Below are 18,005 nucleotides of genomic sequence, written 5' to 3'. Positions count from 1 at the left end.
ATAGGTATGAATTACAATAATTAATGACAAGGAGTGTCTCAGGACATGGAAAGTACTTATATTTTCGGGCATAAAAGTCCAGATACAGACGCAATTAACTCTGCCATCATCATGGCTGAATTTGAACAATTAAACGGCAATACTTCAGCGAAAGCATACCGCTTAGGTGAAGTAGGCCCTGAAACGCAATATGCTTTAGATTATTTCAAAGCAGAAGCACCAGAACTATTATCAGATGACTTATCAGGTAAAGACGTTATCTTAGTAGACCATAACGAATTCCAACAAAGTGCAGATTCAATTGAAAGTGCAACAATCCGCCACGTTGTGGATCATCACAGAATCGCAAACTTCCACACAGCAGGTCCGTTATGCTACCGTGCAGAACCACTTGGCTGTACAGCAACAATTTTATACAAAATGTTTAATGAAAAAGGCTTTGACATCAAACCGCAAATTGCTGGTTTAATGTTATCAGCAATCATTTCTGACAGCTTATTATTCAAATCACCAACATGCACAGAGCAAGATAAAAATGCTGCTAAAGCATTAGAAAAAATTGCAGGTGTAGATGCACAAGAATATGGTTTAGAAATGTTGAAAGCAGGCGCTTCTACATTAAATAAAACAGCTGTCGAATTAATCAATGCAGACGCAAAATCATTCAACATGGGTGATCACACAGTACGTATCGGCCAAGTCAACACAGTAGATTTAAATGAAATTTTAGGCCGTCAAGCTGAATTAGAACAAGCAATCACTGAAACATTGAACAATGCGGAATATGATATCTTTGTTTTAGTAGCAACTGACATTTTAAACAGTGACTCAGCAATCTTAGTTTTAGGTGAAGACAAAGATAAAATCGCTGAAGCATTCGGTGTTGAATTAGACAACAACACAGCATTCTTACCAGGTGTCGTATCTCGTAAGAAACAAATTGTACCGCCAATCACAGAAGTATTATCATAATCAAAGTGTAAGGGCTGTACAATGTTAATAGATTAAACTGGAATGGGCTAAGATGATAAACATACAAGCATTCATGATGTCATCTTGCTTTTTCCAGTTTTTTTGTACATAACACATTATTAAGTTCATGAAAGCGATTATAAAAACATGAATTTAGGGTAAAATTAAGTAAACATTCAACCTGTACGAAAGGAGATAGAGTATCTTTGAGAACCACTGAAGAAAAATTTAAAGATTGCCATGGGTATTTTAAAACGCATATTACTAAAGATGTTAAATACCGCAGAAAACAACTCAAATCACTGAAACGGGCGATTAATAAATATGAAAATCAACTTTTAGCAGCGTTACATTTAGATTTGGGGAAAAACAAAGTAGAAGCATATGCGACAGAGATTGGGGTCGTGTTAAAAAGTATCAGCGCCGCTCGTAAAGATATACATAAATGGGCGAAAACGAAACAAGTCAACACACCACTCTATTTATTCCCGGCCAAGAGTTATATTGAAAAAGAACCCTATGGCACGATTTTAATTATCGGACCTTTCAATTATCCTGTTCAATTAGTATTTGAACCTTTAATTGGTGCGATTGCGGCAGGCAACACAGCAATCGTTAAGCCTTCAGAATTGACGCCGAATGTTGCTTCGGTGATTACAAAAGTGATTGAAGAAGCCTTTGAACCTGCGTATATTTCGACAGTTGAAGGCGGTATTGAAGAGACGCAAACCTTGTTAGAACAGCCTTTTGATTATATATTCTTTACTGGCAGTGAACACGTTGGCCGAATTGTATATGAAGCAGCTAGTCGTCATTTGACACCTGTTACATTAGAACTTGGCGGCAAATCTCCAGTGATTGTTGATGAAACTGCGAATTTAAAAGTAGCCAGTGAACGTATTGCATTCGGTAAATTTATTAATGCAGGTCAAACGTGTGTAGCGCCTGACTATATTTTAGTTCATGAATCCGTTAAAGATGATTTAATCACTGCGTTACAAGGGACAATCAAAGAATTTTATGGTAAAGAACCGGATAAAAGTGATGATTTTGGTCGTATTGTAAATGAACGTCATTTTGAGCGCTTACAAAAACTCATGGATGAACATCGTGATAAGATCGTTATCGGCGGAGAAACACACGCACCTTCACGTTATATTGCACCGACTGTATTAGATCATGTGACGGCACAAGATGCTGTGATGGAAGAAGAAATATTCGGACCGATTTTACCATTACTAACGTATGAAACGTTTGATGAAGCAATTGAATTTATTCAAGCACGCAAACGTCCGTTATCACTGTATTTGTTTAGCGAAGATGAAAATAATACAGATCGTGTAATCAAAGAGTTATCGTTTGGCGGCGGTGCCATTAATGATACGTTAATGCATCTTGCTAATCCTAATTTGCCATTCGGTGGAGTAGGGGCTTCTGGTTTCGGTAAGTATCACGGCAAATATTCGTTCTATACCTTTACGCATGAAAAATCTTATATTTATAAAACAACACGCTTAGAATCGGGTATTATTTTCCCGCCGTATAAAGGGAAATTCTCTTATATTAAAAATTTATTTAAATAGAGTCACAATAAAAAACGGGGGCGAACTTTGTATGAAGGTTCGCTCCCGTTTTTTTCATATATTTAAGATTTGGTTTGTTTTGCAAAAGAACCAATAATTTTAACTTGATACTCCAATGTTTCAAGTATCTTAATGACTTTGTCTAATTCAGAATCAAGTGTCGCATCTGCTTGGACAAAGAATCGATATCTGCCCAGCTGTGTTTTTAATGGGCGTGATTCAATCCAAGATAAGTTGATATTGAAGATTGCAAATGTATTTAAGATATTCGCAAGTAGCCCGGCTTTATCATGCTTCGGTGTAATCATTAGTACAGTGTCTGTCGCATCTTCAGAGATGGTTAAGTGATTGCCGATGATTAAGAAGCGGGTCACATTATGTGGAAAATCTTCGATGTTTTGTTCGATTGCTTCTATGCGTGTATCTTCATTGATGCCGAGCGGCGCAATCGCACCAGTGTGCGCATCGATATAATCTAAGCTTTGAACCGTACTTTCTGAATAACCGATATGGAAGTTGTGACGTTGAATAAATTGATTGGTTTGACTGATTGCTGGGGCAATAGAATAAACGGTATCAATTTGTTCAATATGTGTACCAGCTAATGCATATAAGCCGAATTGAATATTTAAATGGATTTCTCCGATAGCATAAATATTTTGATGTGTCAGACCATCTGCGATGATATTGATGGTACCTTCAATTGAGTTTTCAATCGGCACAATACCGATGCTGTCAGAGTCATTTTGAACAGCCTGAACGACTTCATACAAATTAGATTTTGGATGATAAGCTGCTTCTGCTTCTGAAAGATATTTTTTAGAAGCAAGATATGAAAATGTACCCTTCGGACCTAAGTAATATAAATTCATTTTTGCATTTCCCCTTTGATGTCACGCACAGTTAATGGAAAGGGCACGCTGATGTTTCTTCTGATTTCTTATAAAAGAAATTAGGGTCTTTCATCACATTTTTATATCCATGATGATAGTTTGAAACCAGTGTCGGTGAAAGTGATGGGACTAACCAAGACCATTTTCCAGTAACTTCACGATTGGCTTTTGCTTCATTGCATTCAAAGTGTTCGAATTGTTTAGCGGCTGTTAAATGATCCACAATAGATGCACCTGCATTTTTAAATGAATGATAGACTGCATCGTTTAGTTCCACCATAATACGATCTTTATTGAATGAAGTATTTTTAAGTGTATCAAATTCAAACGCTTCTGCAACTTTTTCTATTAAGTTATAGCGGTAAGTGTCTGTAAAGTTACGTACCGCAATTTCATTGACCATGTACCAGCCATTGAATGGTACGGTTGGATACGTAATGCCGCCGATTTTTAAATCCATACTAGAAATAATCGGTACCGCATACCATTTTAAACCGAGTTCAGCTAATTTAGGATAATGACGGTGTTCAATTGGTACTTCCAATACAAGTTCTTCTGGTAAATCATGCATGCGCGGGAAGCGTTCCCCTGGAAGTTTATAAATCAACGGTAACACATCGAAATCAGTCCCTGCACCTTGCCATCCTAAATGTTGTGCCATTTGCGTCACTTCTTTTTCAGCTGGATCCCCCGCATTTTCATAACCTGCATAACGAATTAATTGGTTATTGTAGATGATTGGCGGATGGTCTTCTTCTTGAGCGTAAATGGTAATATAAGATTGAATTTTCCCATCGTTTGTTGCCTCATCTAAATGTTTGTGAATGGTTTCAATAAATCCGTCATTGTCTTTGACGTCACGTGCATCTTGAACAATTAACGTTTCCCAAAATAATCGTCCGATACAGCGATTGGAGTTACGCCAGGCCATGCGTGCACCATAAGTCAATTCTTCAGTCGTATGGTGATACGTCCCAGTTTCGTTAATTTCCTTTTCAATTGCTTCTAATCTGTCTTGAATGGTTGTTTCGTCATAATTCAACTCTCGATACATTGTGTGAATAAATTCAGTCGCTTTCTCTATTAACATTTTCTTCACCTCATTATTATTATAGAAGTTATAAGGGAAAAGCCCTAGTAAAGATGTCATACAAAATTCGGAAATTTATCTAAATCTGACAATATTCTTACATTAAGAAAAAAGTGTTTACAAATTTAATTGGTTTATATTCAATTTCCTTACAATTGTGAGAAGAAACATATCAGGCGAGTGGGGGATTGTATAAAAGCCTATTAGAATGTGATAAACTAAACAAAAAGGTTGATTGGGGAGAAAGTTATGTATCAATTTAAAGATGACAGCTTAATGCTTCATAATGACTTATACCAAATTAATATGGCTGAAAGTTATTGGTATGATAATGTTCATGAAAGAAAGGCAGTCTTTGATTTATATTTCCGCAAGATGCCATTCGACAGCGGTTATGCTGTATTTAATGGATTACGCAGAATCATTCAATTTATCGAAAACTTCCATTTTACAGAAACGGATTTAACATATTTAAAATCTATCGGTTATCAAGATGACTTTTTAGATTATTTGAAAGACTTACGTTTTACTGGAAATATTCGCGCGATGGAAGAAGGCGAAGTATGTTTTAATAATGAGCCTTTAGTAAGGGTAGAGGCACCATTAATTCAAGCGCAATTGATTGAAACAATTTTACTGAATATTGTTAACTTCCATACATTGATTGCGACGAAAGCCAGCAGAATTAAACAAGTTGCGCCGAATGACTTATTAATGGAATTTGGAACGAGACGTGCGCAAGAGCAAGATGCAGCATTGTGGGGAGCAAGAGCGGCGATTATTGGCGGTTTTGATTCTACAAGTAACGTCAGAGCTGGTAAATTATTCGGTATTCCAGTTTCTGGTACACATGCACATGCATTCGTACAAACTTATGGCGATGAATATGTCGCATTTAAAAAATATGCAGAACGTCATAAAGACTGTGTCTTTTTAGTAGACACATTCCATACATTAAAATCCGGTGTGCCAACTGCGATTAAAGTTGCACAAGAATTAGGAGATAAAATCAACTTTATCGGTATTCGTTTAGATTCTGGCGATATTGCTTATCTATCTAAAGAAGCACGTAAAATGTTAGATGAAGCAGGATTTACAGATGCGAAGATTATCGCATCTAATGATTTAGACGAAGAAACCATTATGAGTTTGAAAGCACAAGGTGCGAAAGTCGACTCTTGGGGCGTTGGTACGAAATTGATTACAGGTTATGATCAACCTGCATTAGGTGCGGTATACAAATTGGTTGCGGTGGAAGATGAAAACGGCAATTATCAAGACCGTATTAAATTATCAAATAATGCAGAAAAAGTAACGACACCAGGTAAAAAGAATGTGTACCGCATTATCAACAAAGCGACAGGTAAAGCAGAAGGGGATTATATCACACTTGCGCATGAAGACCCTTATGCAGAACAACCATTGAAATTGTTCCACCCTGTGCACACGTATAAGAGTAAAAAAGTAAAATCATTCGATGCGATTGATTTGCATAAAGACATCTATACAGAAGGTAAATTAGTATATGAATTACCGCATGAAAAAACAGCACAAGCATTTTTACAAACCAATTTAGAACATCTATGGGAAGAAAATAAACGTTTCTTGAATCCTCAAGAATACCCTGTTGATTTAAGTAAAGCATGTTGGGATAACAAGCAACAAAAAATCTTTGAAGTCGCGGAAGATGTTAAAGAGATGGAGGAACGACATGAGTAGTGAATTACAGGATATCGTAGTTAAAGAAATGAAAGTGAAAACGGCGATTGATAGTGAACAAGAAGTCCATGACATTGTGCATTTTATTAAGCATTATGTCCAAAGTCATGGCTTTATCCAATCTTTAGTGTTAGGTATTTCAGGCGGTCAAGATTCAACCTTAGCGGGCCGTTTATGCCAAATCGCAGTTGAACAATTGCGTGAAGAAGGCAGAAATGTACGCTTTATCGCAGTCAAGTTGCCTTATGGTGTACAAAAAGATGCTGATGAAGTTGAAGAAGCGTTAAAGTTCATCCAACCAGATGAAACAGTGACTGTTAATATTAAACCTGCAGTTGATCAAAGTGTGCAAGCTTTAAAAGAAGCAGGTTTTGAATTAACAGATTTCCAACGCGGTAATGAAAAAGCGCGTGAACGTATGAAAGTCCAATTTGCGATTGCGGCGAACCAAAGCGGTATTGTTATCGGTACGGATCACTCGGCTGAAAATATCACAGGCTTCTTCACTAAATATGGTGATGGTGCTGCAGATATTGCGCCATTATTCGGTTTAAATAAGCGACAAGGCCGTCAATTATTAGCTTATTTAAATGCGCCGAAAGCACTTTATGAAAAAGTGCCGACTGCTGATTTAGAAGACGATAAACCACAACTTCCAGATGAAGATGCTTTAGGTGTCACGTACGAAGCGATAGATGATTATTTAGAAGGAAAGCCCGTATCTGAACACGACCAAAAAGTTATTGAAGGACACTACTTAAGAAATGCGCATAAGCGTGAGTTAGCCTATACGCGTTATACTTGGCCGAAATCAGAATCACAGACAGAAAAAGAGTGACAAATTATCAGTCGACTGATAAAATAGGCTAGATTTCAATTTGAAAAGAGGTAATTTATTTTGTCAGTAATTTCAGCAAATCCATGGCTGATGCTGCTCGCAATCTTTGTCATCAACGTTGCTTATGTCACATGTCTGACAGTCCGTACGATTCTTACCTTGAAAGGTTACCGTTATGTTGCGGCAGCTGTGAGTTTTATTGAAGTGTTGATTTATATTATCGGGTTAGGTCTGGTAATGGCTAACTTAGACAAATTCCAAAACATAGTTGCTTATGCTTTTGGTTTCTCTGTCGGTATTATTGTCGGCATGAAAATAGAAGAGAAACTTGCCTTAGGTTATTCCGTAGTCAATGTAACAACAGCAAACTACGAATTAGATTTGCCTGCACAGCTTAGAAACTTAGGTTACGGTGTTACACACTTCCCAGCTTATGGTCGTGACGGTGAACGTTTAGTTATGCAAATTCTGACACCAAGACGCTTTGAACTTAAGTTGATGGATACCATCAAACAACTTGATGAGAAAGCATTCGTCATTGCCTATGAAGCACGAACATTACACGGCGGCTTCTGGGTTAAAGGAATTAGAAGTAAACGATTGAAAGCGTATGATACAGATGAAATTTGAAGTAGCAGAAAATGAAACCATTCAAGAGTGTTTAGCACGTATGCGTGAGGCAGGCTATATGCCGGTCAAACGTTTTGAGAAACCTGTTTATCGTGAAAACAAAGACGGCAGTATAGAAGTAGAACGCCAACATATTCAATTTGTCGGTAAGAAAATTAAATAAAAGTGCAGAAAGCCCAATTTGTATTTTGAAATGAAGTACGAATTGGGCTTTTCTGTAAAAAGTTTGGAAAGTCTTATACATTTGAAAAATATTCTGTTAAAATAGAGAGTATAAGAGTAAAAAGTCGAACGTTTCACAGAATATTTCGATGAACGTACATATTCTATGAGCGTCAACAATTTAAAATCAAACCTTAGATAGGAGTTTATGAAATGATTGAACGTTATTCTCGTGAAGAAATGTCACAAATCTGGACAGACCAAAATCGTTATGAAGCATGGTTAGAGGTTGAAATCCTTGCATGTGAAGCTTGGAGTGAATTAGGTTTTATCCCGAAAGAAGACGTTAAAAAAATCCGTGAAAATGCACGTGTTGATGTAGATCGTGCAAAAGAAATTGAATTAGAAACACGTCATGATGTCGTAGCATTTACACGTCAAGTTTCTGAAACATTAGGAGAAGAACGTAAGTGGGTCCACTATGGTTTAACTTCAACAGACGTTGTAGATACAGCGTTAAGCTACCAAATTAAACAAGCAAACGAAATTTTGGAAAAAGACATTGAACGTTTTATCGAAGTATTAGCTGCAAAAGCGAAAAAATATAAATACACATTAATGATGGGCCGTACGCATGGTGTTCATGCAGAACCGACAACTTTCGGTGTGAAAATGGCATTATGGTACCAAGAAATGGTACGTAACTTAAAACGTTTTAAAGAAGTTCGTAAAGAAATCGAAGTAGGAAAAATGAGTGGTGCAGTAGGAACATTCGCAAACATTCCGCCTGAAATCGAAGCTTATGTTACAAAACATTTAGGCCTTGGTTTTGCACCGGTTTCAACACAAACATTACAACGTGACCGTCATGCATATTACATCGCTACATTAGCATTAATCGCAACTTCTATGGAGAAATTTGCAGTTGAAGTACGTGGCTTACAAAAAACAGAAACACGAGAAGTAGAAGAAGCTTTCGCAAAAGGCCAAAAAGGTTCTTCAGCAATGCCGCATAAACGTAATCCAATCGGTTCTGAAAACATTACAGGTATCTCACGTGTTATCCGTGGTTACATTACAACAGCATACGAAAACGTTCCGTTATGGCATGAACGTGATATTTCACATTCATCAGCAGAACGTATTATGTTACCAGATGTAACTATCGCATTAGACTATGCGTTAAATCGTTTCACAAATATCATTGACCGTTTAACTGTCTTTGAAGATAATATGATGGCAAACATCAACAAAACATTTGGTTTAATTTATTCACAACGTGTGTTATTATCTTTAATTAATAAAGGTATGGTTCGTGAACAAGCTTATGACTTAGTTCAACCAAAAGCAATGGAATCTTGGGAAACTAAAACACCTTTCAGAGAATTACTTGAACAAGATTCACAAATTACAGATGTATTATCAAAAGAAGACTTAGATAAAGCCTTCGATCCTAAACATCACTTAAATCAAGTGGACACTATTTTCGAACGTGCCGGCTTAGCTGAGTAATCTATTCGCTTAATTTGATTTATCTTACAATTTCTTATGGGTCTGACTACACTTTAATGTATTAATACGTTAAAATAGGATAAAGATGAACACAAAGAACAGGAGTTGTTGGATATGCAAATTGAGAAGTTACGCGGTAAAGCATTAGATGAGTTGTTTGATGCGATTCTAACGCTTGAAAATAGAGAAGAGTGTTATCAGTTTTTCGATGACTTATGTACTGTAAATGAAATTCAATCGTTATCACAAAGACTTCAAGTTGCGAAGATGATTAAGCAAGGTTATACGTACGCGACGATTGAAAAAGAAACAGGTGCTTCTACAGCTACAATTTCTAGAGTAAAACGCTCCTTACAATGGGGTAACGACGCTTATACCGTCGTATTAGATCGTATGAATATTGAAACAAATGACTAGTTCAAACAGAACCTGCACATCAGAAGATGTGAGAGGTTCTGTTTTTCTTTGTTTGAATATATCCATTTAGAATCTAAGGGGCAAAAATGATATAATCAAATGTATGTTTAAAAGAAGGGAAACGGTAAAATGTACGACATAAAAAAGTGGCAACATGTATTTAAATTAGATCCTGCAAAGACAATTAATGATGAAGATTTAGATAAAATCTGTATGTCTGATACAGATGCGATTGTAATTGGCGGAACTGATAATGTGACTGAAGATAATGTGATTCAATTAATGAGTCGTGTCCGTCGTTATCCGCTTCCACTCGTCCTTGAAATTTCCAACTTAGAAAGTATTATGCCTGGATTTGACTTCTACTTTGTTCCGATGGTCTTAAACAGCCCGGATGTCCAATACCAAAACGGCTTATTGCTTGAAGCATTGAAAGAATATGGCCATATGATGGATTTTGATGAAATCAAGTTCCAAGGGTATATCATTTTAAATCCAGATTCAAAAGCGGCGGTAAAAACAAAAGCAAAAACAGATTTAGAACCATCAGATATTGAAGCTTATGCCTTAATGACGGACAAAGTTTATCAATTTCCGATTATGTACATAGAATATAGCGGCACATTCGGAGACATGGAAATGGTCCGTACCGCAAAACAAAATGTTGAACAAGCACATGTATTTTATGGCGGCGGTATCAGCTCGTTAAGTGACGCACAAGCAGCTGCCAAAGAAGCAGATACGATTGTTGTCGGCAATTTAGTCTATACCGATATCAAACAAGCATTGAAAACAGTTAAAATAAAGGAGTTATCTTAAGATGAATGCGTTATTAGATCATATGAATACTGAACAAAGCGAAGCAGTACGTACTACAGAAGGACCACTGTTGATTATGGCCGGAGCAGGCTCAGGGAAAACGCGTGTTCTAACGCATCGTATCGCGTATTTATTAGATGAAAAAGGCGTTTCTCCATATAACGTCTTAGCGATTACCTTTACGAATAAAGCAGCGCGAGAAATGAAAGAGCGTGTTGAAAAGTTAGTGGGAGAAGAAGCGCAAGTCATTTGGATGTCAACGTTCCACTCAATGTGTGTACGTATTTTAAGAAGAGATGCAGACCGCATCGGTATTGAACGCAACTTTACAATCTTAGATCCGACAGACCAAAAATCAGTGATTAAAGATGTATTGAAAACAGAAAACATTGATAGTAAGCGTTATGATCCGCGTATGTTCTTATCTGCAATCAGTAATATGAAAAATGAATTAAAGACCGTTGAAGATGCTGAAACAGAAGCGACTGATTTTATGTCTGACATGGTGGCACGTGTGTATGCCGGTTATCAACGCCAGTTATCACGAAATGAAGCATTAGATTTCGATGATTTAATCATGACAACAATTAATCTCTTTAAACGTGTACCAGATGTTTTAGAATACTATCAAAATAAATTCCAGTATATTCATGTCGATGAGTATCAAGATACTAACAGAGCCCAATATACATTAGTAAAATTATTGGCTGATAAATTTAAAAATCTATGTGTTGTAGGGGACTCTGACCAATCCATTTATGGTTGGCGCGGGGCTGATATTCAAAATATCTTGTCATTTGAAGAAGATTATCCGAATGCGAGAACAATCTTCCTTGAACAGAACTACCGTTCAACGAAAGTTATTTTAAATGCGGCCAATGAAGTCATTAAAAACAATACAGAGCGTAAACCTAAAGGGTTATGGACTGCGAACCAAGAAGGTAAAAAAATCAACTATTATCAAGCACAAAGTGAAAGTGATGAGGCGCAATACGTTGTTAAAGAAATTATGCGTCAACAACGTGAAAATCATAAATCATACAATGATATGGCGATTTTATATCGTACTAATGCGCAATCTCGTGTGCTTGAGGAAACATTTATGAAGTCGAATATCCCATATACGATGGTCGGCGGTCACAAGTTCTATGACCGTAAAGAAATTAAAGACTTATTAAGTTATTTACGTTTAATCGCAAACAGCAATGATGATATCAGCTTACAACGTATTATTAATGTACCCAAACGCGGTGTCGGTCCTTCATCTGTCGAAAAAATCCAAGCTTATGCAAGACAAAATGATTTGAGTATGTTTGATGCCTTAGCAGAAGCAGACTTTATCGGATTAACGAAAAAGGTAACGAAACAAGTGATTGATTTCTATACATTGATCTCTAATTTAATCCAAGAACAAGAGTTCTTAGAAGTCAGTGAAATTGTAGAAGAAGTTTTAAATAAATCCGGGTATAAAGAAATGTTGGAACGTGACCAAACGTTAGAAGCGCGCAGTCGTTTAGAGAACATTGAAGAATTTATGTCAGTGCCTATGGATTATGAGAAAAATACACCACTTGAAGAACAGTCTTTAATTAACTTCTTAACCGATTTATCATTAGTTGCGGATATTGATGAAGCGGACATTGAAAATGGTGTGACATTGATGACAATGCACTCTGCGAAAGGTTTAGAGTTCCCAGTTGTCTTTATTATGGGAATGGAAGAATCTATCTTCCCGCATATTCGTTCAATCTTAAGTGATGATGATCATGAAATGGAAGAAGAACGCAGAATTTGTTATGTGGCGATTACACGTGCTGAAGAAGAATTGTATTTAACACACGCATCTAGCAGAACGTTATTCGGTAAAACACAATCTAACGCACCTTCAAGATTCTTAAGAGAGATTCCTGAGGACTTATTGAATAAACCGACAAGAACAGAAAGTCGTTATGCGGGTGCGTCAAGCAGTCAACAACCAACGAAACGTGGTCCAAGCAGACGTACGACGAAACGTTCTGAAGTGGCTTCAGGGACTTGGCATGTTGGTGACAAAGTGGTCCATAAAGCATGGGGTGAAGGTATGGTCAGCAACGTGAACGAGAAAAATGGCACAGTGGAATTGGATATTATCTTCAAATCTCAAGGACCCAAACGTTTACTTGCGAACTTTGCGCCGATTACTAAGAAGGAGGACTAAGGGATGAATGATTTAGCTAATAGAGTTGAAACGCTGCATCGCTTATTGAATCAATATAATCATGAGTACTATGTGATGGATAATCCATCTGTACCAGATAGTGAATACGATAAGTTACTGCATGAATTGATTCATATTGAAGAAGAACATCCTGAATTTAAAACAGAAGATTCTCCAACCGTACGCGTTGGCGGTGAAGCACAAGCGACGTTTAACAAAGTACGCCATGATACACCTATGTTAAGTTTAGCCAATGCGTTCAGTGAAGAAGACTTGCGTCGTTTTGATGCACGTGTACGTGAAAATGCGGGCAAAGTTGAATATATGTGTGAGTTGAAAATAGATGGTTTAGCGGTCTCTTTAAAATATGAAGATGGCAGATTTGTGCAAGGATTAACACGTGGTGATGGAACAATCGGTGAAGATATTACTGAGAACTTGCGTACCATTCGTGCAATTCCGTTAAAAATCAAAAAGCCATTGACGTTTGAAGTACGTGGTGAAGCATTTATGCCGAAATCATCGTTTGAACGTTTAAATCAAGAGAAGGAAGAAGCGGGTGAACAAGCCTTTGCGAACCCCCGTAACGCAGCTGCTGGCTCTTTACGCCAATTAGATTCTAAATTAGCAGCGAAACGTCGTTTAAGTATCTTCTTATATAGTGTCAATGATTTTACAAACTTCCATGCGACGTCACAAAGTGAAGCGTTAGATGAACTGGATGAATTAGGCTTTAAAACCAATCAGAATAGAAAGCGTGTCACTGATATAGAAGGCGTGCTGGACTACATTCAATATTGGACAGAAAAGCGCCAAGACTTATCTTATGATATCGACGGCATTGTGATTAAAGTCAATGACCTAGAAGCTCAAGATGAGTTAGGTTATACACAAAAATCTCCAAGATGGGCGATTGCTTATAAATTCCCAGCAGAAGAAGTTGTGACGACTTTAACGGATATTGAATTAAGTGTTGGACGTACTGGGGTTGTAACACCAACAGCAGTATTGGATCCCGTTCGTGTCGCAGGAACAACCGTTTCTCGCGCTTCCTTGCATAATGAAGATTTAATTCATGAGAAAGATATTCGTATCGGGGATAGTGTTGTGATTAAAAAAGCAGGCGACATAATTCCTGAAGTGGTACGCAGTTTACCTGACCGCAGACCTGAAGGGACAGAAACGTATCACATGCCGACACACTGTCCAAGTTGCGGTCATGAATTAGTGCGCTTAGATGGTGAAGTTGCGTTACGTTGTATTAACCCGAAATGTCCTGCACAGCTGGTTGAAGGCATGATTCACTTTGTGTCACGCCAAGCAATGAATATTGATGGTTTAGGTACGAAATTAATCATGCAGTTGTATGAAAATGAAATTATTAAAGATGTGGCAGATTTATATTATCTGACAAAAGATGACTTATTACCGTTAGAACGTATGGGTGAGAAGAAAGCAGATAATTTACTCAAAGCGATTGAGGCATCTAAAGCTAATTCGTTTGAGCATTTATTATTTGGTTTAGGTATTAGACACTTAGGTGTTAAAGCTAGTCAAGTGATTGCAGAACGCTTTGAAAATATGGACCGTTTATTTGAAGTAACAGAAGATGAGTTACTAGAAATTCACGATATTGGTGATAAACTTGCGACTTCATTAATGACTTACTTAAATAATGAAGATATCATTGCATTAATTGATAAACTTCGCGCAAAAAATGTTAATATGAAGTATAAGGGTATCAGAACTTCAGAGATAGAATCTGATTCAGAATTTAATGGGCTAACAGTTGTATTGACTGGTAAACTGCAAAATATGACACGCACAGAAGCATCGAAGTGGTTAGAAGCACATGGTGCGAAAACAACGAGCAGTGTGACTAAGAATACTGATTTAGTCATTGCAGGTGAAGATGCGGGTTCTAAATTAACGAAAGCAGAAAAACTAGGCACAGAAATTTGGTCTGAAGCAGACTTTATCCAAAAACAAAATGAAGTTGACCAATAAACAATAGAGGAGATAGGGCATGAAGAAAACAAGTGTATTACTCATCTCTCTCTTATTGATTCTCACGGCGTGTGGCAATAAGGATGAGCAACAAAAATCAACAAAAGAACAAGAAGCGAAATCAGATTCGAGTACGGTTAAGCATATTGCGACTGATAAAAATGTTCAAGGTGATAACTATCGAACAATTTTACCGTTTAAAGAAAGCCAAGCGAGAGGCATGTTGCAGCAAACAATGGCGAACGGCTATAACGGTGATGATTTTGAAGATGGTTTATTAGAACAAAGTAAGAAAGTCTTTCCAACTGATGAATACTTATATCAAGATGGTCAGTTCCTAGATAAAAAGACAATCAATGCTTACCTTGGACCTAAATATACAAAGTCTGAAATCGAAAAAATGGATAAAGACGAAAAAGAAGAAAAAAATGCGAATGAAAATCTTGGTTTAAATCCATCACGTCATGGTGAAAAAGATGAAGAGAAAATCGCAGAACATTCACCGGCTTATCTTTCTAATATCCTAGAACAAGATTTCTACGGGAATAGTGATACGAAAGGTAAAAAGCTGAAAGGCATGACAATAGGCCTTGCGATGAACGGTGAATATTATTACCAAAAAGAAAAAGACGGTCCAACCTTCAGTAAGAAATTAGATCATGCGAAAGTTGAAAAAGAAGGTAAGAAAATGGCCGATGAAATGCTGTCGCGTTTACGTGAAAATAAAGCGTTGAAAGATGTGCCAATTCACTTTGCGATTTATATTCAATCTGGAGAAAATGATATTATTCCTGGAGAATTTGTGGCCGGCGCAACTGCAGATGATGGTCAAACACGTATCAACAGTTGGAGTGAAATCAATGAAAAATCAGTGTTATTACCTTCATCAGAAGCAGCAGATTTAAATGAGAACTTAAACAATAACTTCAAACAATTCAATGATAATTTACAGTCATATTTCCCTAACTTTACACAAGCAGTAGGTAAAGCAAAATTTGATGGCAAGAGCCCTAAAAATCTAACGGTTGAAGTACCGATTGATTATTATGGCAAAGCAGAATTAACAGGTATTACTCAGTTTATTGCACAACAATCTGATAAATACTTCAGCAACATTGATGCTTATGAAATTCACATTAAAGACGGCAATCAAGCACGTGCTTTAATCACAAAAGGTAAAGATGATAAAAAACAAAATGTTCATATCTATAAAAGATAAAGGACATCAATAAAACATAAAGAGGGCAGGAACAAAAGTTCCTGCCCTTAGTTTATGCTTAATATGATGATTTTTAACTATGCAAAATGTGTTTAACTTCATCTAATTCATTAACGGTACGTATACTTGGTTTTTTCGTAAATTTGCTGACAAGGTATGTGACAATGACACTCATAATAAAGCCTGGAATAATTTCATACATGCCGAAGAACTCTGAAATATCAGCCATTGGTTTAATAAAGACAATCCAAATAATGACTGTAACTGCACCGGCAATCATACCGCTCACTGCACCGGCTCTTGTTAAACCTTTCCAGTATAGTGAGAACAAGACAAGTGGACTAAATGATGCCCCAAATCCTGCCCAAGCGTTACCGACTAAGTTCAAAATTGTGTCGTTAGGAGACCATGCAATCCAAATAGCGACAATTGCCACAGCCATAACACTTAAACGACCGACTAATACGAACTCTTTCTCATGCTTTTCAGCATTGGCTTTTTTACCGCGGATGAGTTTGTAGAAGTCTTCAGTTAATGAACTTGATGTTACTAACAATTGTGATGAAATCGTGCTCATAATTGCTGCTAGAATAGCTGCGAGTAGAAAGCCACCAACTAATGGATGGAATAAAATCTGACTCATAATAATAAATAATGTTTCTGGATCATGAATTGTGATGTGATAATCAGGCACAAATGCGATACCAGTTAAACCGACTAAACATGCACCCGCGAGTCCAACAGCCATCCATAAGATGCCGACACGACGTGCGATAGGTAATAACTTAAATGATTTGATAGACATAAAACGTACGATAATGTGAGGTTGTCCAAAATAACCTAAGCCCCATGAGAAGAGTGAAATAATCCCTAATACAGTTGTCCCTCTGAACAAGTCCAAGTTCGTAGGTTTCATATCTGCGATTTGGTTGAAGGTATCCCAACCATTCAATTTTAATAAAGCGACGATTGGAACCATAACCATCGCAACCAACATAATGACACCTTGAAAGAAGTCAGTGATTGAGACAGCTAAGTAACCGCCTAAAAAAGTGTAAAAAATAACGATAACAGCTACCATAATCAAGCCGTATCGATAGTTCAATCCGAATGCGGTTTCAAATAATTTACCTCCAGATACAAATCCGGAATGTGTATATAACGTAAAGAAAACAACAATAATCAGACCAGAAATAATCTTAATGATATTGGAATGATCGTCTAATCTGTTTTTGAAAAAGTCTGGCAAGGTAATCGCATTGCCTGCAATTTCTGTGTAAACACGTAATCTTGGTGCAACAATAAAGTAATTTAAATATGCTCCCAGTGTTAAACCGATAGTAATCCAAATTGCTGATAATCCTGTCTCATAGACAGAACCAGGCAATCCCATAATCATCCAGCCGCTCATATCAGAAGCTCCGGCTGACAGCGCTGTAATGTACGGGCCGATGTTTCGGCCTCCCAACATGTATTCGCTTAAATTTCCCGTTGACTGTTTGTAACCGTAGATACCAATGATGACTAGAATTAAAAAGTATACACCAATCATGATGTACGTCTGCCAGTCAGCATCGATTTGGTTACTCACTGAAGTACCTATAATAAACATCGTGGTTTCCCCCTTTTTCTCATTGATGGTTCAATGTATACGCATTATTATACAACAATTCTGAAAAAAGGGAATACTTATTTTATAACATTCTTAAATAAAAAATCGCATAACAGTGGGATTTTTAGTGGGTTTTAGGTTGTAAGGGGTTTCAATGCTTTAAAGTGTATCAGTAGTATTTTTATAACGGTAAATGAATAAAGCTACACAATACATTAAACTATTCATTAATTTAAAGGGAATGATTTGCAATTGAAGTTCAGAATGATTAAGTTAAAGGGGAGTCATTACCTGATATATAGGTATTTTGGACTAAAAAATTTAGATTTTTGACA

General features: G+C 36.9%; 15 protein-coding genes. 12 read left to right on the top strand and 3 right to left on the bottom strand.

The genetic code is table 11. The features are described from left to right. Window positions 1-45: 45 nt before the first annotated feature. Together ACFCT9_RS05400 and ACFCT9_RS05395 are read left to right on the top strand one after the other, a co-directional pair. Window positions 46-972 (top strand): manganese-dependent inorganic pyrophosphatase, encoded by a 927-nt coding sequence (locus ACFCT9_RS05400; protein ID WP_412521407.1) that lies wholly within the window; start codon window positions 46-48, stop codon window positions 970-972. 206 nt (window positions 973-1,178) lie between these two features. Beyond that, window positions 1,179-2,555, top strand: coding sequence for an aldehyde dehydrogenase (locus tag ACFCT9_RS05395; protein WP_412521406.1), 1,377 nt, complete (start codon window positions 1,179-1,181; stop codon window positions 2,553-2,555). Between the two features lie 62 nt (window positions 2,556-2,617). Here the strand turns inward: ACFCT9_RS05395 and ACFCT9_RS05390 are convergent, their stop codons facing one another. Then, on the bottom strand, window positions 2,618-3,427 hold the full coding sequence (locus ACFCT9_RS05390; RefSeq protein WP_412521405.1) for a prephenate dehydratase: 810 nt from the start codon (window positions 3,425-3,427) through the stop codon (window positions 2,618-2,620). A gap of 31 nt (window positions 3,428-3,458) precedes the next feature. Next, a complete protein-coding gene (locus tag ACFCT9_RS05385) occupies window positions 3,459-4,538 on the bottom strand; it encodes a nitric oxide synthase oxygenase (protein WP_412521404.1) in 1,080 nt (359 codons plus the stop codon). 249 nt (window positions 4,539-4,787) lie between these two features. Between ACFCT9_RS05385 and ACFCT9_RS05380 the strand changes: the two genes are divergently transcribed. The 10 genes from ACFCT9_RS05380 (at window position 4,788) to ACFCT9_RS05335 (ending at window position 16,058) form a co-directional block, all read left to right on the top strand. Further along, entirely contained in the window at window positions 4,788-6,257 is a 1,470-nt protein-coding gene (locus tag ACFCT9_RS05380) for a nicotinate phosphoribosyltransferase (RefSeq protein WP_412521403.1), read from the top strand. Further along, entirely contained in the window at window positions 6,250-7,095 is an 846-nt protein-coding gene (nadE, locus tag ACFCT9_RS05375) for an ammonia-dependent NAD(+) synthetase (protein ID WP_412521402.1), read from the top strand. Before ACFCT9_RS05380 ends, nadE begins: the two co-directional genes overlap by 8 nt. Before the next feature lie 90 nt (window positions 7,096-7,185). Then, window positions 7,186-7,725: a DUF2179 domain-containing protein gene (locus ACFCT9_RS05370; RefSeq protein WP_412521621.1), complete on the top strand. Its 540-nt coding sequence runs from the start codon at window positions 7,186-7,188 to the stop codon at window positions 7,723-7,725. After that, on the top strand, window positions 7,715-7,888 hold the full coding sequence (locus tag ACFCT9_RS05365) for an NETI motif-containing protein (protein ID WP_412521401.1): 174 nt from the start codon (window positions 7,715-7,717) through the stop codon (window positions 7,886-7,888). Before ACFCT9_RS05370 ends, ACFCT9_RS05365 begins: the two co-directional genes overlap by 11 nt. Window positions 7,889-8,100: 212 nt before the next feature. Beyond that, window positions 8,101-9,399: an adenylosuccinate lyase gene (gene purB / locus ACFCT9_RS05360; RefSeq protein ID WP_412521400.1), complete on the top strand. Its 1,299-nt coding sequence runs from the start codon at window positions 8,101-8,103 to the stop codon at window positions 9,397-9,399. A gap of 114 nt (window positions 9,400-9,513) precedes the next feature. After that, a complete protein-coding gene (locus tag ACFCT9_RS05355) occupies window positions 9,514-9,816 on the top strand; it encodes a YerC/YecD family TrpR-related protein (RefSeq protein WP_023015874.1) in 303 nt (100 codons plus the stop codon). Window positions 9,817-9,945: 129 nt separating this feature from the next. Beyond that, a complete protein-coding gene (locus ACFCT9_RS05350) occupies window positions 9,946-10,635 on the top strand; it encodes a heptaprenylglyceryl phosphate synthase (protein WP_412521399.1) in 690 nt (229 codons plus the stop codon). 1 nt (window position 10,636) lies between these two features. Beyond that, window positions 10,637-12,832: a DNA helicase PcrA gene (pcrA, locus tag ACFCT9_RS05345; protein WP_412521398.1), complete on the top strand. Its 2,196-nt coding sequence runs from the start codon at window positions 10,637-10,639 to the stop codon at window positions 12,830-12,832. 3 nt (window positions 12,833-12,835) lie between these two features. After that, entirely contained in the window at window positions 12,836-14,839 is a 2,004-nt protein-coding gene (gene ligA / locus ACFCT9_RS05340) for an NAD-dependent DNA ligase LigA (RefSeq protein WP_412521397.1), read from the top strand. Window positions 14,840-14,858: 19 nt separating this feature from the next. Further along, window positions 14,859-16,058, top strand: coding sequence for a CamS family sex pheromone protein (locus tag ACFCT9_RS05335; RefSeq protein WP_412521396.1), 1,200 nt, complete (start codon window positions 14,859-14,861; stop codon window positions 16,056-16,058). Between the two features lie 73 nt (window positions 16,059-16,131). Here the strand turns inward: ACFCT9_RS05335 and putP are convergent, their stop codons facing one another. Further along, the gene (putP, locus tag ACFCT9_RS05330; protein WP_412521395.1) at window positions 16,132-17,670 is read right to left on the bottom strand and encodes a sodium/proline symporter PutP; all 1,539 of its coding nucleotides are present in this window, start codon (window positions 17,668-17,670) and stop codon (window positions 16,132-16,134) included. Between the last annotated feature and the right edge of the window lie 335 nt (window positions 17,671-18,005).

Origin of the sequence: Staphylococcus simulans, from assembly GCF_047037175.1 — a bacterium.
GTDB lineage: Bacteria > Bacillota > Bacilli > Staphylococcales > Staphylococcaceae > Staphylococcus > Staphylococcus simulans_C.
The sequence above is the reverse complement of the archived record's forward strand: the minus strand, read 5'-3'. Positions and strand labels throughout refer to the sequence as shown.

What these genes read in the sequence shown, in the direction of transcription:
- ACFCT9_RS05400 (WP_412521407.1), top strand. Translation starts at nt 46, where the DNA reads ATGGAAAGTACTTATATTTTCGGGCATAAAAGTCCAGATACAGACGCA.
- ACFCT9_RS05390 (WP_412521405.1), bottom strand. Translation starts at nt 3,427, where the DNA reads ATGAATTTATATTACTTAGGTCCGAAGGGTACATTTTCATATCTTGCT.
- ACFCT9_RS05385 (WP_412521404.1), bottom strand. Translation starts at nt 4,538, where the DNA reads ATGTTAATAGAGAAAGCGACTGAATTTATTCACACAATGTATCGAGAG.
- ACFCT9_RS05380 (WP_412521403.1), top strand. Translation starts at nt 4,788, where the DNA reads ATGTATCAATTTAAAGATGACAGCTTAATGCTTCATAATGACTTATAC.
- nadE (WP_412521402.1), top strand. Translation starts at nt 6,250, where the DNA reads ATGAGTAGTGAATTACAGGATATCGTAGTTAAAGAAATGAAAGTGAAA.
- ACFCT9_RS05370 (WP_412521621.1), top strand. Translation starts at nt 7,186, where the DNA reads ATGCTGCTCGCAATCTTTGTCATCAACGTTGCTTATGTCACATGTCTG.
- ACFCT9_RS05365 (WP_412521401.1), top strand. Translation starts at nt 7,715, where the DNA reads ATGAAATTTGAAGTAGCAGAAAATGAAACCATTCAAGAGTGTTTAGCA.
- purB (WP_412521400.1), top strand. Translation starts at nt 8,101, where the DNA reads ATGATTGAACGTTATTCTCGTGAAGAAATGTCACAAATCTGGACAGAC.
- ACFCT9_RS05355 (WP_023015874.1), top strand. Translation starts at nt 9,514, where the DNA reads ATGCAAATTGAGAAGTTACGCGGTAAAGCATTAGATGAGTTGTTTGAT.
- ACFCT9_RS05350 (WP_412521399.1), top strand. Translation starts at nt 9,946, where the DNA reads ATGTACGACATAAAAAAGTGGCAACATGTATTTAAATTAGATCCTGCA.
- pcrA (WP_412521398.1), top strand. Translation starts at nt 10,637, where the DNA reads ATGAATGCGTTATTAGATCATATGAATACTGAACAAAGCGAAGCAGTA.
- ligA (WP_412521397.1), top strand. Translation starts at nt 12,836, where the DNA reads ATGAATGATTTAGCTAATAGAGTTGAAACGCTGCATCGCTTATTGAAT.
- ACFCT9_RS05335 (WP_412521396.1), top strand. Translation starts at nt 14,859, where the DNA reads ATGAAGAAAACAAGTGTATTACTCATCTCTCTCTTATTGATTCTCACG.
- putP (WP_412521395.1), bottom strand. Translation starts at nt 17,670, where the DNA reads ATGTTTATTATAGGTACTTCAGTGAGTAACCAAATCGATGCTGACTGG.